This window comes from Ruegeria sp. CDSA077, from assembly GCF_059612265.1.
This window is the reverse complement of sequence record NZ_JBXWQG010000008.1, coordinates 1-25688: the sequence shown is the minus strand read 5'-3', so window position 1 is coordinate 25688 and position 25688 is coordinate 1. Positions and strand designations below refer to the sequence as shown.

The 25688-nt window shown below is 55.8% G+C and carries 23 protein-coding genes; 20 read left to right on the top strand and 3 right to left on the bottom strand.

The annotated features are described in order from the left end of the window. Positions 1-73: 73 nt before the first annotated feature. Entirely contained in the window at positions 74-985 is a 912-nt protein-coding gene (coxB, locus tag AC2FLE_RS14970) for a cytochrome c oxidase subunit II (RefSeq protein WP_142637990.1), read from the bottom strand. A 176-nt stretch (positions 986-1161) separates the two neighbouring features. Between coxB and tldD the strand changes: the two genes are divergently transcribed. The 5 genes from tldD (at position 1162) to AC2FLE_RS14945 (ending at position 8159) form a co-directional block, all read left to right on the top strand. Further along, complete coding sequence (gene tldD, locus AC2FLE_RS14965; protein ID WP_142637988.1) at positions 1162-2583, top strand: metalloprotease TldD; 1422 nt, start codon at positions 1162-1164, stop codon at positions 2581-2583. Between the two features lie 239 nt (positions 2584-2822). After that, complete coding sequence (dprA, locus tag AC2FLE_RS14960) at positions 2823-3953, top strand: DNA-processing protein DprA (RefSeq protein ID WP_496698006.1); 1131 nt, start codon at positions 2823-2825, stop codon at positions 3951-3953. A gap of 150 nt (positions 3954-4103) precedes the next feature. Beyond that, positions 4104-6737, top strand: a complete 2634-nt coding sequence (topA, locus tag AC2FLE_RS14955; RefSeq protein WP_496690175.1) for a type I DNA topoisomerase — start codon at positions 4104-4106, stop codon at positions 6735-6737. Between the two features lie 91 nt (positions 6738-6828). Then, complete coding sequence (locus tag AC2FLE_RS14950) at positions 6829-7533, top strand: CoA transferase subunit A (protein ID WP_142637982.1); 705 nt, start codon at positions 6829-6831, stop codon at positions 7531-7533. Continuing rightward, positions 7533-8159, top strand: a complete 627-nt coding sequence (locus AC2FLE_RS14945; RefSeq protein ID WP_496698003.1) for a CoA transferase subunit B — start codon at positions 7533-7535, stop codon at positions 8157-8159. Before AC2FLE_RS14950 ends, AC2FLE_RS14945 begins: the two co-directional genes overlap by 1 nt. 43 nt (positions 8160-8202) lie before the next feature. Here AC2FLE_RS14945 and AC2FLE_RS14940 read toward each other — a convergent pair whose 3' ends face one another. Continuing rightward, positions 8203-9072: a lytic transglycosylase domain-containing protein gene (locus AC2FLE_RS14940; protein ID WP_496698001.1), complete on the bottom strand. Its 870-nt coding sequence runs from the start codon at positions 9070-9072 to the stop codon at positions 8203-8205. A gap of 352 nt (positions 9073-9424) precedes the next feature. Here AC2FLE_RS14940 and AC2FLE_RS14935 point away from each other — a divergent pair, with 352 nt between their 5' ends. The 15 genes from AC2FLE_RS14935 (at position 9425) to pdeM (ending at position 24649) form a co-directional block, all read left to right on the top strand. Then, on the top strand, positions 9425-9628 hold the full coding sequence (locus AC2FLE_RS14935; protein WP_496697999.1) for a hypothetical protein: 204 nt from the start codon (positions 9425-9427) through the stop codon (positions 9626-9628). Positions 9629-9709: 81 nt separating this feature from the next. After that, positions 9710-9919, top strand: a complete 210-nt coding sequence (locus AC2FLE_RS14930) for a hypothetical protein (RefSeq protein WP_282027745.1) — start codon at positions 9710-9712, stop codon at positions 9917-9919. 143 nt (positions 9920-10062) lie between these two features. Continuing rightward, positions 10063-10944 (top strand): Flp pilus assembly protein CpaB, encoded by an 882-nt coding sequence (gene cpaB, locus AC2FLE_RS14925; protein WP_142637972.1) that lies wholly within the window; start codon positions 10063-10065, stop codon positions 10942-10944. 194 nt (positions 10945-11138) lie between these two features. After that, complete coding sequence (locus AC2FLE_RS14920) at positions 11139-12545, top strand: type II and III secretion system protein family protein (RefSeq protein WP_496697997.1); 1407 nt, start codon at positions 11139-11141, stop codon at positions 12543-12545. Positions 12546-12562: 17 nt separating this feature from the next. After that, positions 12563-13192, top strand: coding sequence for an OmpA family protein (locus tag AC2FLE_RS14915; RefSeq protein WP_496697995.1), 630 nt, complete (start codon positions 12563-12565; stop codon positions 13190-13192). Between the two features lie 194 nt (positions 13193-13386). Beyond that, complete coding sequence (locus AC2FLE_RS14910) at positions 13387-14622, top strand: CpaE/TadZ family protein (RefSeq protein WP_281973278.1); 1236 nt, start codon at positions 13387-13389, stop codon at positions 14620-14622. Positions 14623-14646: 24 nt separating this feature from the next. Beyond that, complete coding sequence (locus AC2FLE_RS14905) at positions 14647-16089, top strand: TadA family conjugal transfer-associated ATPase (RefSeq protein ID WP_282022130.1); 1443 nt, start codon at positions 14647-14649, stop codon at positions 16087-16089. 11 nt (positions 16090-16100) lie between these two features. After that, a complete protein-coding gene (locus AC2FLE_RS14900; protein ID WP_142637962.1) occupies positions 16101-17069 on the top strand; it encodes a type II secretion system F family protein in 969 nt (322 codons plus the stop codon). 10 nt (positions 17070-17079) lie between these two features. Continuing rightward, positions 17080-18057, top strand: a complete 978-nt coding sequence (locus AC2FLE_RS14895) for a type II secretion system F family protein (RefSeq protein WP_282022131.1) — start codon at positions 17080-17082, stop codon at positions 18055-18057. A gap of 6 nt (positions 18058-18063) precedes the next feature. After that, on the top strand, positions 18064-18645 hold the full coding sequence (locus tag AC2FLE_RS14890; RefSeq protein ID WP_185956705.1) for a tetratricopeptide repeat protein: 582 nt from the start codon (positions 18064-18066) through the stop codon (positions 18643-18645). A gap of 29 nt (positions 18646-18674) precedes the next feature. Continuing rightward, complete coding sequence (locus tag AC2FLE_RS14885; RefSeq protein WP_496697991.1) at positions 18675-19526, top strand: tetratricopeptide repeat protein; 852 nt, start codon at positions 18675-18677, stop codon at positions 19524-19526. Between the two features lie 3 nt (positions 19527-19529). Beyond that, on the top strand, positions 19530-20066 hold the full coding sequence (locus tag AC2FLE_RS14880; RefSeq protein ID WP_496697989.1) for a prepilin peptidase: 537 nt from the start codon (positions 19530-19532) through the stop codon (positions 20064-20066). 118 nt (positions 20067-20184) lie between these two features. Further along, positions 20185-21492, top strand: a complete 1308-nt coding sequence (locus AC2FLE_RS14875; protein ID WP_496697987.1) for a DUF8689 domain-containing protein — start codon at positions 20185-20187, stop codon at positions 21490-21492. A gap of 40 nt (positions 21493-21532) precedes the next feature. Beyond that, positions 21533-23944: a ligase-associated DNA damage response DEXH box helicase gene (locus tag AC2FLE_RS14870; RefSeq protein ID WP_496697986.1), complete on the top strand. Its 2412-nt coding sequence runs from the start codon at positions 21533-21535 to the stop codon at positions 23942-23944. A 42-nt stretch (positions 23945-23986) separates the two neighbouring features. Continuing rightward, positions 23987-24649, top strand: coding sequence for a ligase-associated DNA damage response endonuclease PdeM (gene pdeM, locus AC2FLE_RS14865; protein ID WP_496697984.1), 663 nt, complete (start codon positions 23987-23989; stop codon positions 24647-24649). A 6-nt stretch (positions 24650-24655) separates the two neighbouring features. On the opposite strand, the gene AC2FLE_RS14860 is transcribed toward pdeM, so the two are convergent. Then, the gene (locus AC2FLE_RS14860) at positions 24656-25399 is read right to left on the bottom strand and encodes a LytTR family DNA-binding domain-containing protein (RefSeq protein WP_496697983.1); all 744 of its coding nucleotides are present in this window, start codon (positions 25397-25399) and stop codon (positions 24656-24658) included. Between the last annotated feature and the right edge of the window lie 289 nt (positions 25400-25688).

Genomic DNA, 25688 nt, shown 5'->3' with positions numbered 1-25688 from the left:
GGGCGAAGGCTGTGCGATCTCTCGCACAGCCTGCATCTTGTAGCAGGCGGGACGCATCCCGCCCTTATTGAAATCAGTTCGAAGCGACCTGATAATTCTGCGGCAGGCCCGCATACTCGTCGATCGCACCTTTCAGCCAAGCGTCATACGCCTCTTGGCTGACAACTTTGACAGTGATCGGCATATAGGCATGGTCCTTGCCGCACAGTTCCGAACACTGGCCGAAATAGATGCCTTCCTTTTCGGCCTCAAACCACAGCTCAGCCAGGCGTCCGGGTACACCGTCCTGCTTCACACCGAAGGACGGAATGGTCCAGGAATGGATCACGTCGGACGCGGTCACTTGCATCACGATGACCTTGCCAACCGGGACAACAACCGCTGTGTCGGTGGCCAGCAGCCACTCATCGTCGCTATACCCTGCGTCTGCCAGCTTGGCCCGCATCGCGTCATCCAGGACAAACGCCGTCACGTCCGCATCGGCAGGGCGGGTACCTTCGTCCAACGTGGCCGGATGGCCAAGCAGATAGCTGTCGAATGCAAAATCGTGATCGACATACTCATATGTCCAATACCACTGGTTGCCGACAACCTTGATAACGACATCACCTTCGGGAATTTCCTGCTGCTTGAACAGAACCGGCAGAGAGAAAGCACCGATGAATACCAGAATCAGAATCGGACCCAACGTCCAGACGATCTCGACCGGAGTATAGTGCGAGAATCTCGCTGGGGTCGGGTTGACGCGTTGGTTATAACGCATGATGCAGTAAACCAGCAGGCCCGCAACGAATATGCAGATCGCGGTAATAATCACCAGAATCATATTATCCAGGCGATGAATCCCCTCGGCAAGGCTTGTGGCTGCGGGCTGGAATCCTATGCCGCCGTCAACCGGCTGACCGATAATCTCAAGCTCCTGAGCCATGGCGGGAAGGCTGGAGAGGGCTGTCATAAGCCCCGAAAGCTTCAAAGCGTTCTTCATTTTCTGTCCTGATCGTTTGATCTTTGCGTCCCTGGCGAAAAGGTGTGAATCGGCCACACCTCACCCGTTGTCTTTGGCCGCGTTAAAAACCATATTCCTGCGGGTAGATAAAGCAAAATGCTTGCGTCAAACAGACGCTATTTTTGATCTGGATCAAACTCGAAAGGTCCCAAGAGATGCCCAACGACCCGTTTCGCCCGTTTGAAAGCGCTCTTCCACATGACGAAGCGCTTGCGGTACTGCAATCCGCCACCGCCGGGGCCGAGGACGGAGAATTGTACGTTGAACGCCGGAAATCCGAGTCTCTGGTCTTTGATGACGGGCGCTTGCGGACCGCTTCTTATGACGCGTCCGAAGGTTTCGGCCTGCGCGCCGTACAGGGCGAAGTGGCAGGCTATGCGCATTCAACGGACGTCTCGATTCCTGCCCTGAAACGGGCCGCCGAGACCGCGCGGCTGGCGGTCGGTGATGGTGGCGGAACGCTAGCCGATGCCCCCCGGGCCACCAACAAGCGCCTCTATACAGACGAAGACCCGATCGAATCTGCCAGTTTTCCCGTCAAGATCGAAACATTGCGCGAGATTGACGCCTTTGCCCGCGATCTTGATCCGCGTGTAGTACAGGTCAGTGCCACTATTGCTGCTGCTGTGCAGGAGGTTGAGATTCTACGCCCTGACGGCATTCTGGTCCGCGATGTCCGCCCCATGACCCGGTTGAATATCTCGGTCATCGTGGAACAGAACGGCCGTCGTGAGAGCGGCTCGACCGGTGGAGGTGGCCGGATCGGCCTGGACGGGCTGATCGACCCAACCGACTGGCAGGATAAAGCCCGCGAGGCCCTGCGCATCGCCATGGTCAACCTCGAAGCTGTTCCCGCCCCTGCGGGCGTGATGGAGGTCGCACTGGGCCCTGGCTGGCCCGGCATCTTGCTGCACGAAGCGATTGGCCACGGTCTAGAAGGGGATTTCAACCGCAAGGGCAGCTCCGCCTTTGCCGGGCTGATGGGGCAACAGATCGCGTCCAAAGGTGTCACGGTCGTTGATGACGGCACAATCGCCGACCGGCGCGGGTCAATCAGCGTCGATGATGAGGGCACACCCAGCTCGCGCACTGTGCTGATCGAAGACGGCATCCTGACCGGATATATGCAGGATCGCCAAAACGCCCGTCTGATGGGTGTTGCGCCAACCGGGAATGGGCGGCGTCAAAGCTATGCCCATAAACCAATGCCGCGGATGACAAATACAATCATGCTGGGTGGCGATGCCGATCCCGCCGCTTTGGTAGCCGATATAAAGGATGGCATCTGGGCCGTAGGCTTTGGCGGCGGCCAGGTGGATATCACCAATGGCAAGTTCGTGTTTTCCTGCACCGAGGCATACCGGGTTGAAAACGGCAAAATCGGCGCGCCGGTCAAAGGAGCAACATTGATTGGCGATGGCCCCTCTGCCCTCAAACGCGTTCGCGGGTTGGGCAACGACATGGCCTTGGATCCGGGAATGGGCACGTGTGGCAAGGATGGCCAATGGGTGCCCGTGGGCGTCGGGCAACCTACGGTCCTGATGGATGGGCTGACGATTGGAGGATCGGCGGCCTAAGTAGAATCGGTCACTGCTTCCAAAGCGCAGGGTTAACGCCCCGCTTTGGATATGCATTGATACTTTGCGGAGAGGCGTTTTCCGGCTTCCGACTCGGCTGTATTTTTTGCCGTTGTTTTTCAACAACCTACGCATCTGAGACAACCGAGACTCGAAATATATCCGGAAAATTTGACGGGATTCACACGCTGTTAACCCTGGCAGCCGTAAACCAGTTCTGCAATCAGACGGAGCAACGGATGACCGAAGAGCAGCTTTCTTCCAATCACCCCACACTCCCACCCACCACGGAAGAGGATCGGTTTTCCTGGCTTCGTCTGTTGCGCTCTCGCAAAGTGGGCCCGGCGACGTTTCGGCGGCTGCTTCGCGAACATGGCTCGGCGCAGAATGCGCTGGCCGCGCTGCCGGAAATGGCACGCGCTGCCGGAATAGAAGGGTATGAAATCTGCCCGCCCGGCGTGATTGAGGCGGAACTCAAGGCCGCAAAAGCTGCCAATGCGCGGCTTTTGTGCCTAGGGTCCGCCGATTTCCCATCCGCTTTGCATGATCTGAATGATGCTCCGCCAATGCTGTGGGCAATCGGCGACCTCTCTCTTTTACAGCGCCCCTCGGTCGCTATGGTCGGTGCCCGCAACTGCTCATCTCTGGGCGCGCGAATGGCGCGCGGATTGGCGACCAATCTGGGAAAACAGGGTTATGTGATCGTTTCTGGCCTGGCCCGCGGGATTGATACCGCGGCGCACCTAGCCACGGTTGAAACAGGCACCATCGCCGTTATGGCGGGGGGGGTCGACGTGGTTTACCCCGCCGAAAACACCGATCTTGCCGCTGAAATCGCAGGTTCCGGGCTGCGCGTCTCGGAACAACCGATGGGCATCACGCCACAGGCGCGCCATTTCCCGCGTCGCAACCGGATCATCTCGGGCATGGCAAAGGCCGTTATTGTGGTCGAAGCCGCCGCCAAATCCGGCAGCCTGATTACAGCGCGCGACGCCTTGGACCAGGGGCGCGATGTTCTGGCCGTGCCCGGACACCCCTTTGACGCGCGTGCGGCCGGCTGCAACCTGCTGATCCGCGACGGTGCTACTTTGATAAGGTCTGCAGAAGATGTGATCGAAGCGCTACCGCAGCAAGCGAACCTATTCGAACCCCAGCAAATGCTCCAAAAGAATTTACCCCGCACACCATGCTCAACCAATGACCTGGAACGCCTGATTCTGACCCGGCTCGGCCCCTCTCCTATCGCCGAAGACCAGTTGATCCGCGATGTTGAGGCGACGGCGGGTGAAATTGCCCCGGTTTTGGTCGATCTGGAACTGGACGGACGTATTCAACGCCAACCCGGGGGTCTTCTTTCATTGACCGCCTGAGTGTTGGATATCCAACCTTACACAGATATCCCATTGAAATCGCGTATAAATCCTTGCTTTCAAAGGAACGCATTGACAATTCGCTCTTGCCCTACACATCTTGCACACTCATAGAAGGCGCCAATTCCGTCGAGCGAGGTTTCCCCTTAAATGCCTGTAGTTGTTGTAGAATCCCCTGCCAAGGCCAAAACAATCAATAAATATCTTGGCCCGGACTACACGGTTCTGGCGTCTTACGGCCATGTTCGAGATCTGCCGCCCAAAGATGGCTCGGTCGATACCGAGGATGAGTTTGCGATGAAATGGGAGGTCGGGAACGACAGCCGCAAACATGTCAAAGCCATCGCCGACGCGCTGAAAGAAGACAACGCCCTGATCCTCGCCACCGACCCCGATCGTGAGGGTGAGGCGATCAGTTGGCATTTGCAGGAAGCACTGACCAAACGCCGGTCGATCAAAAAGGATACGCCTGTCAGCCGGGTGACCTTCAACGCCATCACCAAGGACGCAGTGACCGAGGCGATGCGAAACCCCCGTCAGGTGGACATGCCACTTGTCGAGGCCTATCTGGCCCGCCGTGCCCTGGATTATCTTGTGGGGTTTAACCTGTCGCCCGTCTTGTGGCGCAAACTGCCTGGTGCAAAATCCGCAGGCCGCGTGCAGTCTGTCTGCCTGCGCCTGATTGTCGAGCGAGAGATGGAAATCGAGGCGTTCAAACCGGTGGAATACTGGTCGGTGCGCGCCCTGTTCGAAACACCTCGTGGTCAGACCTATGAGGCACGCCTGGTCACACTGGCCGGTAAAAAGCTGGACAAGCACGATCTGTCCAACTCAACCCAGGCCGAACTGGCGGTGCAGGCGATCACCAGCCGCGCGCTCAGTGTCACTTCGGTCGAGGCGAAACCCGCCGCTCGAAATCCCAGCGCACCCTTCATGACCTCGACCCTGCAGCAAGAGGCCAGCCGCAAGTTCGGCATGGGTGCGCGTCACGCGATGCAAGTGGCACAGCGCTTGTATGAGGCCGGCTACATTACCTATATGCGAACCGATGGCATCGACATGGCCCCCGAGGCCGTGGCGGCTACGCGCGAGACCATCGCCGACCGCTATGGCGCGGAATATGTGCCGGACAGCCCTCGCATCTATAAGAACAAGGCAAAGAACGCGCAGGAAGCCCACGAATGCATCCGGCCTACGGATATGACCCGCGATACCAAAGCGCTGAAGGTAACGGACGACGATCAGCGCAAGCTCTATGACCTGATCTGGAAACGCACCATTGCCTGCCAGATGGCCGCTGCCCGGCTGGAACGCACAACTGTCGAAATCGGAAGCGAAGATGGGCAGGTTGGCCTGCGCGCGACCGGTCAGGTGGTGATGTTTGACGGGTTCATGCGTGTCTATGAAGAAGGCCGCGATGATGTCGCCGATGAGGATGACAAACGCCTGCCCCAGATCATGCAGGGCGACCCTGCACGGTTCTCTAAAACCACGTTGCGGGATCAGTTCACCAAAGCGACAAGCGATGGCACGGACCGGGCCGCGAAAGAGGCCATTCTGTCAGACAATGAATCAGTTCTGGCGCTGCAACATCACACTCAACCGCCGCCGCGCTATACCGAGGCGACGCTGGTCAAGCGGATGGAAGAGTTGGGGATCGGGCGACCGTCGACCTATGCCTCGATTGTCACAACGATTCAGGACCGGGAATATGTACGCAAGGACAAGAACCGGCTGATCCCCGAAGAAAAGGGACGGATCGTCACGATTTTTCTGCTGAACTTCTTCCGTCAGTATGTCGGTTATGAATTCACCGCCAATCTGGAAGAACAGCTGGACGATGTGAGTGCAGGTGATCGGGACTATAAGGATCTGTTGGGCAAATTCTGGCGCGACTTCTCGGCCGCGATTGGCGAGACATCGGAACTCCGCATTTCCGAAGTGCTGGACAAACTGGACGAAGCATTGGCACCGCAGCTCTATCCGCCACGCGAGGATGGATCTGACCCGCGTGTCTGTCCGAAATGCGGCGCAGGCCAGTTGCACCTGAAAACTTCACGCACTGGCGGGTTCGTCGGCTGCGGCAACTATCCCGAATGCACCTATACCCGTCCTATCGCCGGTGAAGGTGCCGAGGGTGAAGAGCGCCTGCTGGGTGAAGATTCAGGTGATGATATCTGGCTGAAGACCGGTCGGTTCGGACCTTATGTTCAACGTGGAGAGCCAACGCCCGAGAACAAGAAACCTCCGCGCGCCTCGCTGCCACGTGGCTGGAGCAAGGATGATATGGATCTGGACAAGGCGCTGACATTGCTATCCCTGCCCCGCCAGATTGGTGAGCACCCCGAGGGCGGTATGATCAGCTCGAATTTCGGGCGGTTCGGACCATATCTGATGCACCAGCTGGCGGACGAGGCCAAACCGGTTTATGCAAACCTCAAAGACCCCAATGACGTGTTCGAGATCGGCATGAACCGCGCGGTCGAATTGCTTGCTGAAAAGCGCTCCAATCCGGGACGCGGACGCCGGGCTGCGGCCAAAGCGCTGAAAGAACTGGGGGAACATCCCGATGGTGGCGCAATGCAGGTTCTGGATGGGCGCTATGGTCCATATGTGAAGTGGGAAAAGGTCAACGCGACCATTCCCAAAGACATCAAACCCGAGGACGTAACGCAGGAAATGGCCATCGAACTGGTCAATGAGCGCGCGGCCCTGAAAGGGACCAAGAAAAAGGCGGCGCCCAAGAAAAAAGCCGCCAAGAAGACAACCAAGAAGGCCGGTTAGGTAGAAATACCACCCTTCGCCCGGTTTCATTGACTTCCCCGTGACGTGACGGCACAACCTGCCCAACACCATCTCATTGGGGGAGTTTTCCATGAAGAAAATCTATGCCAATGCCAACGAAGCGCTCGATGGCGTGCTTTCGGATGGCATGTTGATCGCCGCTGGCGGGTTTGGCCTGTGCGGGATTCCCGAGCTGCTGCTTGAGGCGATCAAGACCTCGGGTGCCAAAGACCTGACCTTTGCCTCGAACAATGCGGGCGTGGACGATTTCGGTATCGGTATCCTGCTGCAAACGAAGCAGGTCAAAAAGATGATCAGTTCATATGTGGGCGAAAACGCCGAATTCATGCGTCAGTACCTCAGCGGTGAGCTTGAACTGGAATTCAACCCTCAAGGCACCCTGGCCGAACGGATGCGCGCAGGTGGTGCCGGGATCCCGGGTTTCTACACAAAAACGGGCGTAGGCACTGTTATTGCCGATGGCAAAGAACACAAAGACTTCAACGGCGAGACCTATATTCTCGAAGAAGGTATTTTTGCAGATCTGGCGATTATCAAGGCGTGGAAAGCCGACGACACCGGCAATCTGGTGTTCCGCAAGACCGCCCGAAACTTCAACGTGCCCGCCGCCACTTGCGGTAAGATCTGTGTGGTCGAAGTTGAAGAGATCGTGCCCCGTGGCTCTCTGGACCCTGACATGATCCACCTACCTGGAATTTACGTGCATCGCATCATTCAGGGCAATCACGAAAAGCGCATCGAACAGCGCACCACCCGCAAGAAGGAGGACGCATAATGCCCTGGGACCGGAATCAGATGGCCGCCCGCGCGGCGCAAGAGCTGGAAGACGGCATGTATGTAAACCTCGGCATCGGTATCCCGACGCTGGTGGCAAATTATGTTGGCGACAAGGATATCACCCTGCAATCCGAAAACGGAATGCTTGGTATGGGTCCCTTTCCTTTCGAGGGTGACGAAGACCCGGACCTGATCAACGCAGGCAAGCAGACGATCACCGAACTGTCTCGGACTGCTTATTTCGACAGCGCTACGTCTTTCGCCATGATCCGGGGCGGCAAAATCGCTGCGGCAATCCTGGGTGCCATGGAAGTGGATGAAAAAGGCGATCTGGCCAACTGGATGATTCCCGGCAAGCTGGTCAAAGGCATGGGCGGCGCCATGGATCTGGTGGCCGGCGTTGGCCGTGTGATCGTGGTTATGGATCACACCAACAAACACGGTGAATCGAAAGTGCTGAAGGAATGCACTCTGCCCTTGACCGGCAAGGGTGTTGTGGATCGCATCATCACCAATTTTGGAGTTCTGGATGTGGTCGATGGCGGCCTGAAGATCGTAGAGCTCGCAGATGGTGTCAGCGAAGATGAGATGCGCGCCGCGACACAGGCGACGCTCGTCGACTGATCTAGTCATGTACCGGCAAGGCCCGCGTCAGTGCGGGCCTTGGTCAGTTGAGCGCGGTTTGAAACACGCACCCGTCAGAAATCAACTCGGGCGGTGTCGAACACAGCGCTCGCGCCACCTGAAAAGCCGCGAGAACCTTGGGCACATAATCCCGTGTTTCCGCATAAGGCGGTACACCACCATGTTTGCGAACCGCACCCTCGCCCGCATTATATCCGGCCAGGACCAGGATCGGGTCGTTTCCAAACTCTTCCATCAGCCAGTTCAGGTATTTCACTCCGCCCGAGATGTTCTGCCCCGGGTGAAGGCTGTCCTCGACCCCAAATCGTTTCGCGGTCGCGGGCATAAGCTGCATCAATCCCTGTGCCCCAGCCGAGCTTTCCACCGTTTCGCGGCCCGCCGATTCAACCGAGATGACGGCCAGCACCAACGCAGGCGACACATTTGTCCCTACGGTCGAGCGTAAAATGTCGATCCCCTGCCGTTGAGCAATATTCTGAAGCGTCTGCAATCGGGGCGAGGCTACGTTTATGGCGGCAAGCGCATTTATCGAGTCCTGCAAACGACCCGAACTGGCCTCATCTATCCCGGGTGAGATCCTGTCCCAGAACGCTTTATAAGACCCGACAGGTTTGTTTTGCGGCGTAATTCCCGGAAGCCCCGGAGGCGTAACACGTGTCCTTGCGATAATCTCAGGAACTACGATCTCAGCCCCTGTGCTGGGCGCCGAAGGTGCTGAGGCATGTTCTGTAGGCGATATCTGAACCGTAATGCGCGGGCGCTGACCAGGCTTGGCTGCTTTGATCCGTTTATATACGCCACGCGGTTCGACCTCGTTGGCGGGGACAGACACAGGTGCGGATACCACTGCCAGCGCCAAGCCGGCGCAAGTTATTGCGTTCCGGAGATTCATTTGCCTGCCTCACGTTCTCTTTTGCGTCGATTTGAACCCCGAATCTGTCTGTAAGGCCAGAAAAACAATGTGAATTGGGGCAATTTCGCCTCATTTGGCGCCATTTTGCATCGGGTTTTATCGGTGTCCGCACGGAGGGAGAGTTTTTATTGATTTAATTTCAATTGGTTAAACGGAAAGCTACCAAAAAGTTAAGCTGAGGCACAAAAATTTGGGGTTTGGCCCAATTCCTGCCACGCCCAACAGGCAAACATAATGCCATACCGAGACGATCGGGAGCGGACTGAGAGACGAAGCTCTGGAAGACGCCGAGGTTCACTAGACTTTTTAGATCCTTTAGGAGGGACGTAACATGATCAAGTTCATCAAGAATTTCACTACTGACGAAGACGGCGCCGTAACAGTAGACTGGGTCGTTCTGACCGCAGCCGTTGTTGGCCTGGCGGCCGTTGCTTGGACACAGGTTAGCGACGGTGTCGACGATCTGGCCAGCGACATTGATGTCGCTTTGACCGGCGTTGTTGTTACAGCACCTAACTCGGGCCCAACCCCGTAATAATTTAGATAGAATTTTGAAGGGGGCTGCGCTCGTCAGATCGCGGCCCCCTTTTTTATAGAAAAAAGACGAGGTCCTGCGATGAAGGGTATTTCAAAATTCTTATCCGGGGAACATGGCGCGATCACCGTTGATTGGGTGGTGCTTACTGCTGCGCTGGTCGGCCTTGGACTTGTCACGGTATTCAACTTGACGGGCGGGGTACAACACGTCGATACCGAGACAGGTAATGCACTTCGCGGTGTAGAGGTCTATTCTGCGAATCAGGAACAGGCATCGGAATCAGATTGATCAATCTGGCACTAAGGACACGGGCGTCAAAAAAATACTTCATTGTCCCCCTTTTCGACACAATTCTCCTGTAACCAATAGTCAGTTGAAGTCGTATTCCCTATGACGACTGACATCGCATACAAATAAATGAGGGAACGCGCATGCGTGCAGTATTTGGACTTGTCCTGATTGTTGGGGTGGCTCTGGCAGGAGGAGCTGTTTATATGGCGCGGGACTATATTTCTCAGTATCAGGCGGAATTGGCCAGAGAACGTTTGGCGGCTCAGGAAGCATTGGCAAATGTTAAGTCCGTCCCGACGGTGGACGTTCTGGTTTCGAACCGTGCTCTTAAGTATGGTGAGCGTCTGGCCGCTGAAGATGTGCGGATCGTGAAATGGCCTGAGGATGCAATTCCCGAAGGAAGCTTCCTTGAAATGGCCGTCCTGTTTCCAGAGGATGCAAGTGGCGACCGCTTCGTTCTGAGGACCATGGAAAAAGACGAAGCCCTGATGGAGGTCAAAGTAACCAAACCAGGCGAGGCAGCGGGTCTGACATCACGAATCGCGAAAGGTAAGCGCGCATTTGCAATCAGCGTGGACGTTGCCTCGGGCGTATCCGGCTTCCTTCGCCCTGGTGACAGTATCGATGTTTATTGGACCGGTTCGTATGGTGGCGGAATCGATGGGTCGCGCGGCGAAATCACCCGCCTGATTCAAACCAGCATTGAGTTGATCGCTGTTGACCAGAGCGCCGGGTCCGATCTGACCGGAGCCACGATCGCGCGCACCGTTACGGTCGCTGCTACTCCGGAACAAATCGCGGCACTGGCTCAGGCTCAGAACACCGGCCGCCTGTCTTTGGCGCTGGTTGGCGTGCAAGACGACACAATCGCAAGCGCGGTCGAAGTTGACCAAAGAAAACTTCTGGGCATTAAAGATGTCGTCCCCGTGGCACCCAAAATCGCGGAAGAGGTCTGTACGGTCAAGACACGCCGCGGTGCCGAGATCGTCGACACGGGAATAGTAACACCCTGCACAAATTAACAGAAAATCAGTGCGTTACATGACCGGGGCCGCGCGAATTGCGCGGCCCTAATTTGTTCGCATGTTGCGCATTGTCCACATAAGGAAAATTCCAGAAACCATTGATTATTGCAATAAATTCTCAATTCGCGCAGTGTTATCAGACATAAGGCAGTAGCCGCAAAAAACGAGGCGTGATCGGAGAGGCAGGTCACATGAAAAGAAGTTCCTGGATAAGCGCAGCCCTATTGGGCTTGGCGCTCGTAGTTGGCCCAGTCGGCAATGCTGCCTGGGCTGAAACACTTCGCGTGGTAAAGAAGGGTACAGCGGAAACGCTTGATGTGCCAATGAACCGCGCAATAGTTGTAGAAAGTGAGCAACCGTTTGCCGAACTCAGCATCGCCAATGCAGGCATCGCTGATATTTCGTCGCTTTCGGATCGTACTATCTATGTTTTGGGTAAGGCTCCTGGCCTGACGACCCTGACATTGTTCGACGGTGCAGGTAATCTACTTGCTAATGTTCGGGTCCGTGTGGCACCGGATGTTACCGAGTTTAAAGAACGTCTGCGCCAGATTTTGCCAACCGAGCCTATCGAAGTTCGCACCGCCAATGACGGTATCGTTCTTTCTGGCACAATTTCTAGCGCTGCCAAGTTGGCGCGGGCATTGGAGCTGGCAGAGCGCTATGCACCGGAGCGCGTATCGAACCTGATGTCGGTTGGCGGCGTTCAGCAGGTCATGCTGAAAGTGCGCTTTGCCGAGATGAATCGGTCGGTGGCTAAAAGCCTGTCCGCATCGCTTGGTTTTGGCGGCGGCGACGTAACCGGTGGTATCAACACTCTGAACAACTCTGCTGCTCTGGCGAATGCTCTTGGCAACAACATTCCTGTTTCACAGACGAATACTGGTGCGATCCTGTTCGGCTTTGGCGCAGGGTCAACGCAAGTGCGTTTGTTGCTGGAAGCCCTTGAATCAAAAGGGCTGGCACGCAGCCTCGCTGAGCCTAACCTGTCTGCCCTTTCGGGTCAGGAAGCGACGTTCCTCGCAGGTGGTGAAGTTCCTATTCCGGTGCCGCAGGACGATGGCGTAATTGCCATTGAATACAAAGCCTTCGGTGTCGAAATCGACTTTATCCCCCGCGTTGTGGATGGTGATCTGATTAACCTTGAAATGGCTGCAGCTGTATCGGCAATCGATGGGTCCTCGAACTTCACCATTCAGGGTGATAATGTCCCGTCCTTTATCACGCGCCAAACCAGTACAACGGTTGAATTGCGTGATGGTGAGAGCTTTGCAATCGCAGGCCTGATCCAGGATGACTTCACCGACCTGAGTAACCAAATTCCCTGGTTGGGTGACGTCCCGGTTCTTGGCGCCCTCTTCCGCAGCGCGGAATATCAGCGTCAGCAAAGTGAACTGGTGATCATCATCACAGCCCACCTTGTGTCGCCGACACGTGGTGAGGCACTGGCTCTGCCTACGGATCGGGTCAAACCACCCAGCGAATTTGATCTGTTCGTTAATGGCAAAGTCGGTCGGACTGAACGTCTGGGTGCCGGTGCAGCTTCGGAAGTCGCGAATCAGGACTTCGGTAGCTCGTACGGCTACGTCCTGGATTGATTAGGAGGATAGGACCAATGCAGAAGTGGATCATCACACTGGGTCTTTCGGTCGCTGTCGCCGCATGTACGCGTGAGGCCGGATACGAAGCCGATCAGGGCGCGTTCGGGAATGCGACACTGAACAACATTCAAGTAATGAATGGCGAACTGACATATGCCCAGATCCTGGGCCAACGGTTCGCAGCCGAAGTGCCGACCCAGATCAACTTTGATTTCAACAGCGCTCAACTGGACGAAACAGCTCAGCGAGTACTCTTGCGTCAGGCGAACTGGATCAAACAGTTCCCCGAGGCACGGTTCCGGGTCTATGGCCATACGGATGCTGTTGGATCAACGGCATATAACCAAAGCCTGGGCCAGCGGCGCGCAAATGCGGCTGTTGCGTTCCTTACGCGGCAGGGTATCTCTCGCTCGCGGTTGGAGGCGGTTGTTTCATTCGGTAAGTCACGACCTCTTGTGGCTACGCCGGATCGAGACCGTCGCAACAGGCGCACCGTGACCGAAGTATCAGGCTTCGTTGATCGTGCACCCCAGCTACTCGATGGCAAATACGCCGCCATCGTCAATCGTGAGTACGTGGAGAGCGCCGTTTATGAAACCCAGCTGCGCCGCGAGACCGCTATTGGCGATACAAGCGAACAATAAACTGTGATTGGGCGACATCGTCGCCCAATTCCCTACAATTGGTTCTTTTGCGCCTAATTCTTGCCTAAGTTCCAAGCCACATTTTCAACAATTGGGTGACCTGCGTCCGAAAATGGCCGCAATAGGGTGACAGCAAGCCAATCCTGTCCTCTGGGCCAGGATGGTTCGCCTACCCTTCGACGAGGATTGTGTTAATGACAAGCGCCACGCCGCAAAACGAAGAGACCGCAATTCTGGCCTGCACGATCAGTCGTGATGTCCAGAATTTCGATCTGCTTATAGAAGATATGGAAGGCGCTTTGGGTGAGCGTTGGGGCGATCTCGGCTTTGCCGAAGCCCTGACATTTTTTAACCAACCCGAAGCCAATTCACTGCAATTTGTCGCGTTGGCCATTGATGGCGAGGATGAAGACAACCTGTCACTGATGGGTGAAATCATCACACAGGCCAAAGACAAAAATATCAAAATAGTTCTGATCGCCGAGGACGTGACCCCGGCTTCGCTGCATCAGTTGTTGCGCAAGGGCGCGGACGAATTCGTCCCCTACCCTCTTCCAGAAGGTGAATTGCAAGAAGCAATCGACCGGATGAACAAACCCGAACCCGTCGCCGTTGCCCCCGGATCAGATGCCGCACGTGCAGCTGGCGACTCTAAAGAGGGTGCTTTGTTTGTGATTCAGGGACTTGCCGGTGGGGTCGGGTCGACGACTATGGCCGTCAACCTAGCTTGGGAACTGGCAACGGTCTCTGACAAAGAGGCCCCTTCGGTTTGTTTGATTGACCTGGACCTGCAATACGGAACGGTTTCGACCTATCTGGATCTTCCCCGTCGAGAAACTGTATTCGAGATGCTGTCTGATACGGCGGCAATGGATGATGACGTCTTCAACCAGGCGCTTCAGTCCTATGAGGACAAGCTGCAGGTGCTAACCGCGCCGTCGGATATGGTGCCTTTGGATCTGATTACGCAAGAAGATATCGAACGGGTGATCGAAAAGGCGCGAAAACACTTCGATTATGTGATCGTCGACATGCCAACGACATTGGTTCACTGGTCGGAAACTGTACTGCAGGCCGCCCATGTTTACTTTGCCCTGATAGAACTGGACATGCGTTCGGCTCAGAACGCATTGCGCCTCAAGCGCGCTTTACAGGCCGAGGAACTACCCTTCAATAAGTTGCGTTTCGCTCTCAATCGCGCCCCGAAATTTACCGATCTGAATGGTAAGGGCCGGGTCAAGCGCATGGGTGAAAGCCTGGGCATCTCTATTGATCTTCAACTGCCGGATGGCGGCAAACCCGTGATGCAAAGCGGTGATCACGGTCTGCCATTGGCCAACGCTGCGGCCAAGAACCCACTGCGCAAGGAAATCGCAAAGCTTGCGAAGTCGCTGCACAGCCTGGGCAGCAGTAGCGCCGAAGCCGCATAACACAATCCCACAGGGAGAGCCGCCGTGTTTTCAAGATATAAAAAACCCGAAGCACAACCGGTCCAGGCACCGGCTAAATCGCCCGAGGCCACACCTGCACCTGCAGCGGAGCAAGCATCAACCGCTACTGCAGTTGCCCGACGACCCACCCCCAAAAAGGCGGCCGAGGTTGTAGGGGCGGACAAGGAACGCAAGCGCAAAGAGCGTCTGGGCGAAATCAAGATCGAACTCCACCGCGAGCTTCTTGAAAACCTGAACCTTGCGGCCCTTGAGAAAGCTGGAGAATCCGAGCTGCGCTCGGAAATCAGTGCGATTGCCAGTGAGGTTCTGGAATCCCGCAACATCGTTCTGAACCGCGACGACCGGCAACAGCTGAACAAGGAACTGTATGACGAAGTAACCGGTCTTGGCCCTCTCGAGACCTTGCTTCAGGACGACTCTGTCAGCGATATTCTGGTCAACGGCCCGCAGCAAATTTTCGTTGAACGGTTCGGTAAGCTAGAAATTAGCGACGTTACCTTTAAAGACGAAAAGCACCTGATGCGGATCATCGACAAGATCGTATCCGCCGTGGGCCGCCGTGTTGACGAATCCAACCCCTATGTGGACGCCCGTCTGGCGGATGGCTCGCGTTTCAACGCCATGGTGCCACCGATTGCCGTTGACGGCTCGCTGGTATCCATTCGTAAGTTCAAAAAAGATAAGCTGGCCATTGATGACCTGGTGAATTTTGGTGCCTTCACCGAAGAAATGGCCGCCTATCTGCAGGCTGCTGTATCTACACGCCTGAATGTGATCGTTTCGGGCGGTACCGGTTCCGGTAAAACAACCACGCTAAACGCATTGTCCAGCTTTATCGACGACGCCGAGCGTATTCTGACCATCGAGGATACAGCGGAACTCCAGCTGCAACAGTCTCATGTTGGCCGGATGGAAAGCCGCCCGCCTAACGTCGAAGGCAAGGGTGAAGTCAGCCCCCGCGACTGTCTGAAAAACGCCCTTCGTATGCGTCCCGACCGTATCATCGTGGGTGAGACACGGGGCTCGGAAGTTATCGACATGCTACAGGCCATGAACACTGGCCATGATGGCTCGATGACAACGATCCACGCGAACTCGGCCCGAGACGGGATTTCGCGCCTTGAAAACATGATCGCGATGGCCGGGATCGAAATGCCGATCAAGGCCGTCCGTAGCCAGATCTCCAGTGCTGTGAACCTGATCGTTCAGGCAAGCCGCCTGCAGGACGGCTCGCGGCGTATGACTTCGATCACCGAAATCACTGGTATGGAAGGTGATGTGATTTCCATGCAGGAAATCTTTCGTTTTCAACGCGTTGGATTAACGCCCGACAACAAGATCATTGGCCATTTTACCGCGACAGGCGTTCGCAGCCACTACTCCGAACGCTTCCGTCTGTGGGGCTATGATCTGCCCCCTTCGATTTACGAACCAACGACTATGTAGGAGATCTTGAAATGCAACTGCCTATGGAGGCACTGATCTACGTCGCGATCTTCGTAGGCGTACTTGCGTTGGTGGAAGGAATCTATCTGGTTGCCTTCGGAAAATCCATCAGTCTGAACAGCCGCGTGAACCGCCGTCTGGACATGCTGGATAAAGGCGTCGGGCGCGAACAAGTTCTGGAACAGCTGCGCAAGGAAATGCAGCAGCATATGAAGTCCCAGAGCATTCCGCTCTATTCCCTGTTGGCGGACAAGGCTCAGAAGGCCGCCATCGCCTTCACACCCCGTCAGTTGATCCTGATTATGGTGTTGGTGACAGGCTTTGCCTTTATGGGGCTCAGTATTGCAACGGGAACGGAAACCATAATGCGGGCCGCTATTTCGGTCGCAATCGGTGTTGGCGGTGTCTATGCGTGGGTAAACAACAAGGCCAAAAAGCGTATGGCAATGCTGGAAGAACAGTTGCCAGATGCTGTGGAATTGATGGTTCGGTCGCTTCGCGTCGGGAACCCTTTTGTGTCCACCATTCAAATCGTCGCAAATGAAGTCCAGGATCCACTCGCCACTGAATTCGGGGTTATCGCTGATGAATGTGCCTATGGCCGTGACGTCGGTGAATCTCTCAAAGATCTGGCACAACGACTGGATATGCAGGATCTACGGTTTTTGGCAGTGGCCGTCGGTATCCAACAGCAATCCGGTGGTAACCTGGCCGAAATTTTGGCCGGTCTGGCCAAGGTGATCCGGGCCCGTTTTCGACTTTTCCGGCGCGTCAACGCCATCACAGCCGAGGCAAAATGGTCAGGAAAATTCCTATCTGGATTTCCACTGTTCTGCCTGGGATTCATTTTGGTGAACGACCCCGGGTACTATGACGAAGTTATGGATCACCCATGGTTCATTCCTGCCTGTTTCTTTGTCGGCATCATGCTGACACTGAACCTGATCGTCATGCGCATTCTAACCGACATCAAGGTCTGAGGACACCACCATGGAAATCCTGACCCGAATAAACGACTTTCTAACCGAGCTCCTTGGCCCCTTCGGTCCACTGATCGTGGTTGGTGTACTTGGACTGTTCATGATCTTGATCACAGTCCCCTTGATCCTGAGCCAGCCAGAAGATCCCCTGAAGAAACTGCAGCGTTCTAATGCAGCCCCTCGACAGGATAAGAAGGTCAAAAAGGACAAGCTCAGAACCAGCGGGCGAAACGAGCAGCTTGAGAAATTTGCCAACTTCCTTGAGCCACAGAATAAGGAAGAACTGTCTGCCATGCAGCTGAAACTGCGGCAGGCGGGGTACCAGTCAAAGGACGCAGTTCGGTTCTTCCACTTCGCTCAATTTTCCTTGGGCATCATCGGAATTGTGATTGGTGTTTTGCTGGTCACTGTCCTTTCCGACGGTCAGGAATTTACCGCGCAGCAGATGATAATACGAGTTCTTGTCCCTTCGGCCGCCGGGTATTTTCTGCCGCGCTATTGGATCACCCGAAGGGTCGCAGAACGGCAAGAAGCGATCACCGCAGGCTTTCCCGATACTCTTGACCTGATGCTGGTCTGTGTCGAAGCTGGCCAGTCGCTGGACCAGGCCATCGTTCGCGTCGCACGCGAAATGAAAGCCTCCTACCCTGAGATTTCGCTTGAATTTGAAGTCGTCGCCCACGAATTGAAGGCCGGTAAGGACAAGGATACGGTTCTTCGCGATTTTGGTACGCGCTGTGGCGTTCAGGATGTTAACTCATTTGTGACGGTGATGATCCAATCGGCAACATTCGGTACATCCATCGCCGAAGCCTTGCGGGTTTACGCTGGCGAGATGCGAGATAAGCGCGTGATGCGCGCCGAAGAGGCCGCTAACAAGTTGCCAACCAAAATGACACTCGCCACTATGATGCTGACGGTGCCACCGTTGCTGGTCATTCTGGTTGGACCCTCGGCCAAAGGCATCGCTGAATTCGGCGGAGGCTAATAGCCTATGAAATTGAAACCCAGGTGCATCCAAACGGGGATACGCCGCGTGTTACAGGCCACCGTGGTTCTTGCCACGGTGGCTTCTTGCACGGAAACGGGGTCCTCCGGGGATCTGGATGCACCTGGCATTGATCGTAAAGCCCCGGCCGAGGATCAGATTGCAGTCGGCAACCGGCTGATGGCTTCGGGTGAATACGAGCTTGCGTTGGATGCCTTTATCCGCGCAGCGCTCAATCAGGGAATGACAACGCAGATCCTGACCTCGATGGGGACGGCAAATCTGGGCCTTCGGAGGCTTGGGCAGGCGGAAACACTGCTGCGCCGTGCGGTTGAAGATGACCCCGAATGGTCTGTCGCCTGGAACAATCTGGGTGTGTTGCTGATGGAAATCGGTGAATACCCCGAGGCCGCTCAGGTCTTTCGCCGGGCCTATGCTCTCGATAATGGCGAAAGTGACGCAATCCGGGACAATCTGCGGTTAGCTCTCGCAAAAATGGAAAATACTGATAATAATACCCCTCAAGAACAAGAATACACACTGGAGCAGCAAGGCGACGGGCAATTCATGCTGCGCAAGCTCCCGTAACATAGGCAAGAGCAGTAAGGGACGCAAAAATGCGCCAACAATTCTTGATTCCGTCTATCGCAATCTGCGGGCTGATCCTCTCAGCCTGTGAAAAAGAATCCGAAGAAGAAAAGGTCGAGCGTACATTTCAGGAGGTGAACGTCATTGACGAGACCAACCTGAACGACGTTCTTCTGTCGGCCGCCGACCCAAACGAAGCCGTTACCTATTTCCAGGGTGCCGCCGCCAAGAACCCGGGTCGTATAGACCTGCAACGTGGGCTGGCGATTTCACTGGCGCGCGCCAAACGGACGACCGAGGCAACCGCCGCCTGGAAAAAAGTCACCACGATGAGCGGTACGACCAATGTAGACAAGGTCGAATACGCAGATTCTCTGGTACGTTCCGGGAACTGGGCAAAAGCCAAGTCCACTTTGGATTCGGTCCCGCCGACTTTTGAATCTTTCAAACGCTACCGCCTGGAAGCCGTCGTCGCAGATTCACAAAAAGACTGGAAACGCGCGGATCATTTCTATGAAACCGCCGTGGGTCTGACGACCCGCCCCGGTGGTGTGATGAACAACTGGGGATATTCCAAACTGACGCGCGGCCAGTACGACGAAGCCGAACGGTTATTCACCGAGGCCATTCGACAGGATAACTCTCTATTCACGGCAAAGAACAATCTGGTCCTCGCCCGGGCTGCACAGGGCAATTACAGCATGCCGGTCGTTCCCATGTCTCAGGTCGAACGCGCGATGTTGTTGAACACGATGGCCATCTCGGCGGTGAAACGCGGTGATGTGGCGACGGCCAAGAACCTGTTCCGCGAAGCGATCGCCACCCATCCGCAACATTACGACGAAGCCGTTCGATCCCTGCGCGCGCTTGAGGAAGCCTGATACATGCATATTCCAGCGGGTGCTGCGGTCTGGTTTTTGCCGTTCGTACTGCCGATCTGCTATTACGTGGCCTTCACCGACCTGCGTGACATGCTCATCAAGAATCACGCCGTAGTTGCACTGGCCCTGGTATTTGCGGTCATCGGCTTGTTTGTCCTGCCGCCCTGGTCGGAGGGTTGGATTACCGGCCCGTTTTCTGTGTCCCTCCCACCCTATTTGTGGCAGCTGTTACATATAGTTGTAATGCTGGTCATCGGCATTCTGCTCAACGCTGCCGGCATTATGGGAGCCGGAGACGCAAAGTTCATAGCCGCGGCCTCGGCCTTTGTCTGGATGGGCGATTTCACATTGGTATTGTTGATCCTGATGTCGACCACCTTGGCGGCCTTTGTCACGCATCGATTGGCCAAACATACCGCTCTCAGAGCTATTGCCCCAGATTGGGAAAGCTGGCGTCGGGACAAACAATTTCCAATGGGTTTTGCGCTTGGTGCAACCCTGGCCATCTACCTGATACTTGGAACTGTTTACGGCTCGTAAACTATCATCAGTCCGCCTTGTCCCCGCCTTGGAACTGACACAAAGCCCGGCCAAATTTTCGTCAAAGGGCCCTTTTCAGGGCTATTGGCGTGAATACTGAATTAGACGGGCAACGCTCATGAATATGCAGACAACCTCGGTAATGGCCCCCCCTACCCCAAAGGGGTTGGGCGATATGCAGCTTCCTATTGTTATGATGCGGGATATCCTGCTGAAAACTATCTTTCGTAAAACCGTAGATACAGTTTCCGAAGTTGCCCAAGCGATCTGCTTGCCGGGTTCTGTCACACAGGAATTGATCGACCTTGCCCGCGAACAAAAGCTGCTGGAAGCAACCGGTACTTTGAACGCCAACAGCGGCAATGAGATGGGGTATCAGCTGACCGATGCGGGCAAAGCGCGTGCATTGGATGCGCTCAGCCAATCCGAATATTTCGGCGCCATGCCCGTCCCGCTGGATGTGTACCGCGAGCAGGTAAAACGCCAGTCGATCCGGAATATCCAGGTTTCCCGCGACCAGTTGACCGGGGCAATGGGCCATCTGGTTCTGCCTGACAGCCTGCTGGATCACCTTGGACCCGCGGTTAGTGCAGGCCGATCAATCCTGATGTATGGACCTCCGGGTAATGGTAAATCCTCTATCTCGAACGGTATTCGGGATGCTTTGGGCGATAGTGTCTATGTCCCATATGCTATCGAATACGCTGGTCAGGTGATCACGGTGTATGACCCGATTGTACACACAGCCATCGAACAAGAAGCAGATGATCCCAATAGCTTGCGCCGCCGCAAGCGGTTTGATTCGCGCTATGTCCAATGTGAAAGACCAACTGTTGTGACTGGCGGTGAACTGTCACTCAGCATGCTCGATCTGGTTTATAACCCTACGGCGCGGACCTATCAGGCCCCGCTGCAGCTGAAATCGACGGGCGGCATCTTTATCGTTGACGACCTTGGCCGTCAGCAGGAACCACCACAGGCCCTGATCAACCGCTGGATTGTTCCACTGGAAGAGAACAAGGATATCCTTGGCCTGCAATCGGGTGAAAAATTCGAAGTGCCCTTTGACACGCTGGTCATCTTTTCGACCAACTTTCACCCCAACGAGATCTTTGACCAAGCCGCTCTGCGCCGAATCTTCTTCAAGATCAAGATTGACGGTCCGAACCAAGAGAACTTCCTGAAAATCTTCGCCATGGTGGCCCGCAAACGCGGGATGCCTCTCGACGAGGCCGCATTGGTCCATCTGCTAAAGGTCAAATACCCGACCATCGACAACATCTATGCGAACTATCAGCCGATATTCCTGATTGATCAGATGATCTCGATCTGCGAATTCGAGGGCATCCCCTATCAGATGAGCCCCGATCTGATTGAACGCGCTTGGGCCAACATGTTCGTCAAAGATGAGAAAATCGTCAAATAACCTAATGCCATTTCGCTAACGGGCCGGGTAATCTGCCTTTATGACGCAGATTCCCGCCCGGATTACTGACTGGTTTGAAAACAAAGGTTGGTCCATCCACCCGCATCAGCAGGACATGTACGACCGGGCCCTTGAACCGGCGACGTTGCTGATAGCCCCCACCGGCGGGGGCAAGACAATGGCCGGATTTCTGCCCACGCTGGCCGATCTGGCAGAGCGGGACCATGATGGCCTGCATACAATCTACGTCTCCCCTCTCAAGGCGCTGGCGGCAGATATCCGGCGAAACCTGCGTGGCCCAGCCGAGGAAATGGGCCTGGCCGTCCGGATTGAGGACCGCACCGGAGATACCTCAGCCACACAGAAAAAGCGTCAGCGGGTTGACCCACCGCAGATCCTTTTGACCACACCTGAAAGCCTGGCCCTGCTGACCTCTTATGAAGACGCCGGGCGGATGTTTCAGGGCGTGCAACGGGTGGTTGTCGATGAAATCCACGCCCTGGCCGAGAGCAAGCGTGGCGACCAGCTGATGCTGGCGCTGGCCCGTTTGCAGGGGCTCTGCCCGGACCTGCGCAGGGTGGGCCTGTCTGCAACGGTCGAAGACCCCAATGCGATTGCCCGATTTCTGGCACGTCACCCTGATCCCTGCCGGATCGTTGAGGCCGATCCTGGGCCTGACCCCGATATCCAAATGTTGGAAACGCCGGAAATGCCTCCGTGGTCGGGCGGTGGAGCGGCCTATTCCATCCCTGCCGTTCTGGACCAGATCCGGAAGCATAAGACGACGCTTATCTTTCACAACACCCGCGCACAGGCCGAGATTTTCTTTCACAACCTCTGGCTTGCCAACGAAGACGGGCTGCCGATTGGCATTCATCACGGCAGTCTGGACAGGCAGCAACGCGAACGTGTCGAGGCCGCAATGGTTCGCGGTGAGCTGCGCGCAATCGTCTGCACAGGCAGTCTGGATCTTGGTATTGATTGGGGCGATGTCGACCTGGTCATTCAGATCGGGGCGCCCAAAAACGTCAAAAGGCTGGTTCAGCGCATCGGGCGCGCAAATCACAGATACAACGCCCCCTCCAAAGCATTGTTAGTGCCCGCAAACCGCTTCGAAGTTGTGGAATGCATAGCGGCACTTGAGGCTGTGAAAGCTCATGATCTGGACGGTGATCCCCGCGGCGCAGGTCCACGCGATGTGTTGTGTCAACATATCCTGATTGCCGCGGCATCCGGGCCATTCTTGGCCGATGACCTGTTCCGGCAAATGACCGCAGCGGGCCCCTATGCCGGGTTGACCCGAGCAGAGTTCGACGCCTGTTTGGACTTTTGTGCAACCGGGGGCTATGCGCTGCGCGCCTATGATCGGTGGCAAAGGCTGCAGCTACGGCCAGATGGTCAATGGCAGCTGCGTGACCCCCGTGCTGCGCAGCGTATCCGCATGAACCTTGGCACGATTCAGGACACCGATACGTTGAAAGTCCGCCTGAAACGCAATCGAGGGGGCAAACCTCTGGGAGAGGTCGAAGAAGCCTTTGCTGCCTCGCTGACACACGGAGATACCTTTCTGATCGGCGGCCAGATCGTGCGCTATGAGGGATTGCGCGAGATGACGGTCGAAGTCAGCCGCCGAGCGGATAAGAAGCCCAAGATCGCAACGTTTTCAGGCACCAAATTTGCGACCTCGACGCAGCTGAGCGACCGTATCCTGCGGCTGTTTGCACAGCCCGATTGGCCCCAGTTACCCGCGCATACCGCGGATTGGCTGGCGTTGCAGCGCGATATCTCGCGCCTGCCTCAACGTGACAGGTTACTGATCGAAAGTTTCCCCAACGATGGGCGCGAAAACCTGTGTGTCTACGGTTTTGCGGGTCGCAATGCGCAGCAGACACTGGGGCTGTTGCTGACCAAACGAATGGAGGAAACCGGCCTGGCACCGCTGGGCTTTGTTGCCACCGACTATGCAACCCTGATCTGGGGGCTGGACGCAGTAATGGACCCGCGCCTGCTGTTCCAACCGGACGAGCTGCGCAGCGGCTTGGAAACCTGGCTGGCGGGCAATGCCGTGATGAAGCGCACCTTTCGTGCCTCGGCCACGATTGCAGGGCTGATCGAACGGAACATGGCCGGTCAGCGCAAAAATGGTCGGCAGGCCACGTTTTCCTCAGATATCCTCTACGATACTTTGCTGAAATACGATCCCGATCACCTGTTAATGCAGATCACCCGAGAAGAGGCCATGCGCGGCCTCGTCGATTTCGGGCGGATCGAAGCACTGATCGAGCGGATCGGGGGACGTATAGATCTGATGCGACTGGATCGGGTTTCACCTCTGGCTGCACCACTGTTTCTTGAGGTTGGCAAGGTACCCGTAAAAGGTGCTGCTGAAGAACGCCTGCTGGCGGAAGAAAGCGCGCGCCTATTGCAAGAGGCTGGGCTGAAATCCTGCTAAAACCTCTTGCGCGCGGTAGCGGAACGTCGCAAAGAACGTAACATGAACGAAGTTTCGATCTGTTTAGCCGGGCAAAATCTGCTGGCGCTTGGGTCTGGTGCCCTTTGGTGGCCCGACAAAAGCGTGCTTTGCGTGTCCGATCTGCATCTGGGTAAATCCGAGCGTTTGGCGCGCCGGGGCGGCACGACATTACCCCCCTATGACAGCCAGGACACCCTAGCTCGATTGGCCGCAGATATCGAGCACACTCAGCCTGACATCGTTATTTGCCTTGGGGATAGTTTTGATGATCTTGATGCCCTAAACGCCTTGAGTGTGCCCGACAGGCTGCAGATTACGGCGATGCAGGCCGGTCGCCGCTGGGTCTGGATCGAAGGAAACCATGACCCCGGCCCGGTAGATCTGGGCGGAAGCCATCTGGCCGAATATGCGGTTGATCCTCTGGTCTTTCGTCATATTGCGCAACCCAAGGGCAAGGCTGAGGTTTCGGGACATTACCACCCCAAGGCGCGCGTGCGGGTTCGCGGTCGTTCCATCACCCGCCCCGCCTTCCTGATGGATCAGGCGCGTCTGATCCTGCCTGCCTATGGGACTTATACTGGTGGGCTCTTTAGCTCGGATCACGTTCTGGACGCCATGATGAGCGATCAGGCAATGGCGATCTTGACAGGGAAAATCCCGCAAATGATCCCAATGCCCAGATAGGGCGGCTCAGATCAGGCCATCTTCTTCTAGGAACGGACGGTATTTCCTGCTGACCGGAACAAGCTCGTCGTTCTTCAGGCGCAACATGGTCTTGCCACCCTTACGTTCGACCCCAGCAATGGCGTCATCGACAACCCAATGCGATCGGTGCGTGCAATGGCCCGGTATAGGTTCCATTTCCTCTATGGCGTCGGTAAAACGCGACCGGATCGTAAACGTGCCCTCAGAAGTCACCACATCCACATAGTGGTCTTGGACCGTCAGGCGATAGACCCGACCCTGAAAGGATCCCGGCAACCGTTTGTAGATGCGCGGCAGCGGAATTTCAGCATTTTCGGATTGAGGTTTCGATGCCTCACGCCGCACCAGGATCAAGCCCACCGACAGCAAGGCGCCATAAGATGTTACAGATAACATATCCGGGCACGGCAGTCCGTTGGCCGAAAACAGCAACCAGACCATCAACCAAAGGCTTGGAACAAAAAGGACGAAAACCAAAGATATCAGCACAAGGTCGCGCCCAGAAAACTCGGTCTCAGCGAACAACCTACGCAACAATCTTCTTGCGACGCAGGTCACTCCTAGCGCCAGCCCCATCACCCCGACCCAGAAGGCCAAGCGCCAAGGAAAGGTTACTTCGATGGCCTGAAATGGTTGGAATACGAAGGACAATAGCAGAAGGAAAACCAGCCCGGCAATCAACCGGTACCCTACTATTTCGGCGAAAACTGGGCGCAGTTTCGTGAACATAAACACTCGACAACAACTCTCCGGGTCCAGCCAATACTACCGGGGACTTGCCATATTACAACGTAACCGGCTGGAATAGAAAGTTTATCACCAATACAGGCACATTCAATGCCCGTAATCTCACACTTAGTTTACATATTAACAAATTTTAGGCCGGGGAGTACCCCGGCCCTGAAAATCTACATGCACGACTGTCCGCTATGGGTCACACAGTCAGGCCTTCTGGTTCTGGGAGTTTGTTTGCGCGGCATGCGGCGGTCAGGGTGTTGGCCAGCAGGCATGCGATTGT

What these genes read in the sequence shown, in the direction of transcription:
- coxB (WP_142637990.1), bottom strand. Translation starts at nt 985, where the DNA reads ATGAAGAACGCTTTGAAGCTTTCGGGGCTTATGACAGCCCTCTCCAGC.
- tldD (WP_142637988.1), top strand. Translation starts at nt 1,162, where the DNA reads ATGCCCAACGACCCGTTTCGCCCGTTTGAAAGCGCTCTTCCACATGAC.
- dprA (WP_496698006.1), top strand. Translation starts at nt 2,823, where the DNA reads ATGACCGAAGAGCAGCTTTCTTCCAATCACCCCACACTCCCACCCACC.
- topA (WP_496690175.1), top strand. Translation starts at nt 4,104, where the DNA reads ATGCCTGTAGTTGTTGTAGAATCCCCTGCCAAGGCCAAAACAATCAAT.
- AC2FLE_RS14950 (WP_142637982.1), top strand. Translation starts at nt 6,829, where the DNA reads ATGAAGAAAATCTATGCCAATGCCAACGAAGCGCTCGATGGCGTGCTT.
- AC2FLE_RS14945 (WP_496698003.1), top strand. Translation starts at nt 7,533, where the DNA reads ATGCCCTGGGACCGGAATCAGATGGCCGCCCGCGCGGCGCAAGAGCTG.
- AC2FLE_RS14940 (WP_496698001.1), bottom strand. Translation starts at nt 9,072, where the DNA reads ATGAATCTCCGGAACGCAATAACTTGCGCCGGCTTGGCGCTGGCAGTG.
- AC2FLE_RS14935 (WP_496697999.1), top strand. Translation starts at nt 9,425, where the DNA reads ATGATCAAGTTCATCAAGAATTTCACTACTGACGAAGACGGCGCCGTA.
- AC2FLE_RS14930 (WP_282027745.1), top strand. Translation starts at nt 9,710, where the DNA reads ATGAAGGGTATTTCAAAATTCTTATCCGGGGAACATGGCGCGATCACC.
- cpaB (WP_142637972.1), top strand. Translation starts at nt 10,063, where the DNA reads ATGCGTGCAGTATTTGGACTTGTCCTGATTGTTGGGGTGGCTCTGGCA.
- AC2FLE_RS14920 (WP_496697997.1), top strand. Translation starts at nt 11,139, where the DNA reads ATGAAAAGAAGTTCCTGGATAAGCGCAGCCCTATTGGGCTTGGCGCTC.
- AC2FLE_RS14915 (WP_496697995.1), top strand. Translation starts at nt 12,563, where the DNA reads ATGCAGAAGTGGATCATCACACTGGGTCTTTCGGTCGCTGTCGCCGCA.
- AC2FLE_RS14910 (WP_281973278.1), top strand. Translation starts at nt 13,387, where the DNA reads ATGACAAGCGCCACGCCGCAAAACGAAGAGACCGCAATTCTGGCCTGC.
- AC2FLE_RS14900 (WP_142637962.1), top strand. Translation starts at nt 16,101, where the DNA reads ATGCAACTGCCTATGGAGGCACTGATCTACGTCGCGATCTTCGTAGGC.
- AC2FLE_RS14895 (WP_282022131.1), top strand. Translation starts at nt 17,080, where the DNA reads ATGGAAATCCTGACCCGAATAAACGACTTTCTAACCGAGCTCCTTGGC.
- AC2FLE_RS14890 (WP_185956705.1), top strand. Translation starts at nt 18,064, where the DNA reads ATGAAATTGAAACCCAGGTGCATCCAAACGGGGATACGCCGCGTGTTA.
- AC2FLE_RS14885 (WP_496697991.1), top strand. Translation starts at nt 18,675, where the DNA reads ATGCGCCAACAATTCTTGATTCCGTCTATCGCAATCTGCGGGCTGATC.
- AC2FLE_RS14880 (WP_496697989.1), top strand. Translation starts at nt 19,530, where the DNA reads ATGCATATTCCAGCGGGTGCTGCGGTCTGGTTTTTGCCGTTCGTACTG.
- AC2FLE_RS14875 (WP_496697987.1), top strand. Translation starts at nt 20,185, where the DNA reads ATGAATATGCAGACAACCTCGGTAATGGCCCCCCCTACCCCAAAGGGG.
- AC2FLE_RS14870 (WP_496697986.1), top strand. Translation starts at nt 21,533, where the DNA reads ATGACGCAGATTCCCGCCCGGATTACTGACTGGTTTGAAAACAAAGGT.
- pdeM (WP_496697984.1), top strand. Translation starts at nt 23,987, where the DNA reads ATGAACGAAGTTTCGATCTGTTTAGCCGGGCAAAATCTGCTGGCGCTT.
- AC2FLE_RS14860 (WP_496697983.1), bottom strand. Translation starts at nt 25,399, where the DNA reads ATGTTCACGAAACTGCGCCCAGTTTTCGCCGAAATAGTAGGGTACCGG.